Source organism: Xylanibacter ruminicola (genome assembly GCF_900142525.1).
In the GTDB taxonomy this organism is placed as follows: domain Bacteria; phylum Bacteroidota; class Bacteroidia; order Bacteroidales; family Bacteroidaceae; genus Prevotella; species Prevotella ruminicola_A.
On sequence record NZ_FRBD01000050.1, the window covers coordinates 1 to 1901 of the forward strand.

The 1901-nt window shown below is 31.8% G+C and carries 2 protein-coding genes; both read left to right on the top strand.

Annotated features, from left to right (window positions below):
- The first annotated feature begins 315 nt into the window (after positions 1-315).
- Positions 316-948, top strand: a complete 633-nt coding sequence (locus tag BUB86_RS16815; protein WP_073211880.1) for a YbjN domain-containing protein — start codon at positions 316-318, stop codon at positions 946-948.
- A gap of 63 nt (positions 949-1011) precedes the next feature.
- Positions 1012-1680 carry a hypothetical protein gene (locus BUB86_RS16820; protein ID WP_073211882.1) on the top strand — a complete coding sequence of 223 codons (669 nt, stop codon included), beginning with the start codon at positions 1012-1014 and terminating at the stop codon, positions 1678-1680.
- Positions 1681-1901: the final 221 nt, after the last annotated feature.

Sequence of the window (1901 nt, forward strand, 5' to 3'; positions counted from 1 at the left end):
CAGGGATAAGAATTTAGGTACCCAATAGGCATTCAACCAATGGCAGGGTTAAGTTAAAAACCATTCAACTTTTTCTAGGGAAGTACAAAGTACAATATATTCAATTTTTAAAATGAACTAATGTACCACTGTACCATCGATTTGTTAAGTACATAGGCGTAGCCAAACCATCGAAATTGTTTAAGGGGGTATTTTAACTTACTTTTGTTTTTGTTCTTCTAGGAAACTAGTGATTTTCTTAATTAAAAATTTGTTATTTATAAATAAAAACCCTATCTTTGCAAATATAAAACCTAAAAGATTATTATAAGAAAAATGGCAGGCAAGAAAAAAATATTACCGTTAAAGGAGTGGGAAGACTCCCTTAATAATATGAACTATGGCGAACTTGAAAGAATAGTTGCAGATCCAGACATTTATTACAAGGAATATTATAATCTTGCAAAGAAGAAGATGGATGATCTATCTTTAATTCCAGAATACAAAGCGATGAAAGACACGGTTAGAAAATGCTTGGAGGAACTGGGTTGCAAGTGCGAAGAAGGAGAGGACGGCGAGATAGAATTCAAATTCCAAGGCAAAGATTTCTTTATCGAATTAGATGAAGGTCATCACTATATTGATATAAACCAATACTGCTGGAAGAGAGTTCCTCTTGATAACGTTGAAGAAGTTGAGAGATTGAAACATGCAGTAAACTATGCAAACTCAAGGAGCAGTGTAACAACAGTATACTTCATTGATGATGAAGGAAAATATATTAAAATCTATTGCACCACAAGCATCTTGTATCGTCCAATGATATCAAATCTTAAAGATCATCTTGATATAAGATTAAACAACTTCTTTTTAGCAAACGACCTTGTTAATACAGAAATGATTCTAAAGGAAGAAAGAGATAAGATGAAACAAGAAATGTTTAAGATGGATAAACTTCCTATATGCTAGATATAAAAACTTAAGACGATAGGATTGTTTGTTTTATCTTTGCAACATAAAACTATAGAAGTTATGAAAAGATTAGTAAGCATCTTATTATTGGTATTCGCAGTGACAATAGGCTTTGCGCAGTCATCAACTCCTGACTATATCCAGAAAGCCAAAGTTGGCCTCACTCAATATTATCCCCAGTTCAAGGATTACTTCGAGCCGATATTTGGAAAGATTATGGGATTAAAAGATAGTAGCCGTAATCTTATTAATTCAAAGATCCATGATAATTTAGATACTTTTTCGGATGAAATATCTTCTGAAAAAGAAAGGAACACTGTAGTTTTACTTGTTTTAGAAAGATTTGTGGGGAAAGATCAATTCCAGAAATCAGCAGTATTTGGCGCAACTGATGAAGATATAAGAATTGCTGTTGCAAATGAGATTGTTTATGACGTAGAGCTTACAATCAAAAAGGAAATTAGAGGAAATGAGAAAAGAATTGCTAAACTTAAAGAAATGATTAGTCTCGTGAACAATTCTACAAAAAGTAGAGAAACAACAGAAGAAATAGCTATAAAGATAGAGGAGTTTTTTGATCTATATGAAGTTAATGATATAAAAAATGTATCTGGACTCCAAAATATTATCAAGCAATATATCAACTTCAATAAACAAATCAATAGACGCCCTAGCCCCACTGGCCAAAAGTTCATTGATGAATACAATCGTATTACAAAGAGTAAGTAGATAAAACCATCAAGTTATGAAGAGATTAGTAAGCATTATCCATTGATTTATTTGCGAGTTCAAGATAAAAGCATTACCTTTGCACCAAACTTAAAAACAAGATTAAACAACAAATATATTTCAGGATTAGAGAATGTAAAGTAAACTGTGTCAGGCTACAACAAAATGTAGTTTAACACGTTTATTTTATGATGGCAAACGAAGAAATTGATTACAAGCTG

What these genes read in the sequence shown, in the direction of transcription:
- BUB86_RS16815 (WP_073211880.1), top strand. Translation starts at nt 316, where the DNA reads ATGGCAGGCAAGAAAAAAATATTACCGTTAAAGGAGTGGGAAGACTCC.
- BUB86_RS16820 (WP_073211882.1), top strand. Translation starts at nt 1,012, where the DNA reads ATGAAAAGATTAGTAAGCATCTTATTATTGGTATTCGCAGTGACAATA.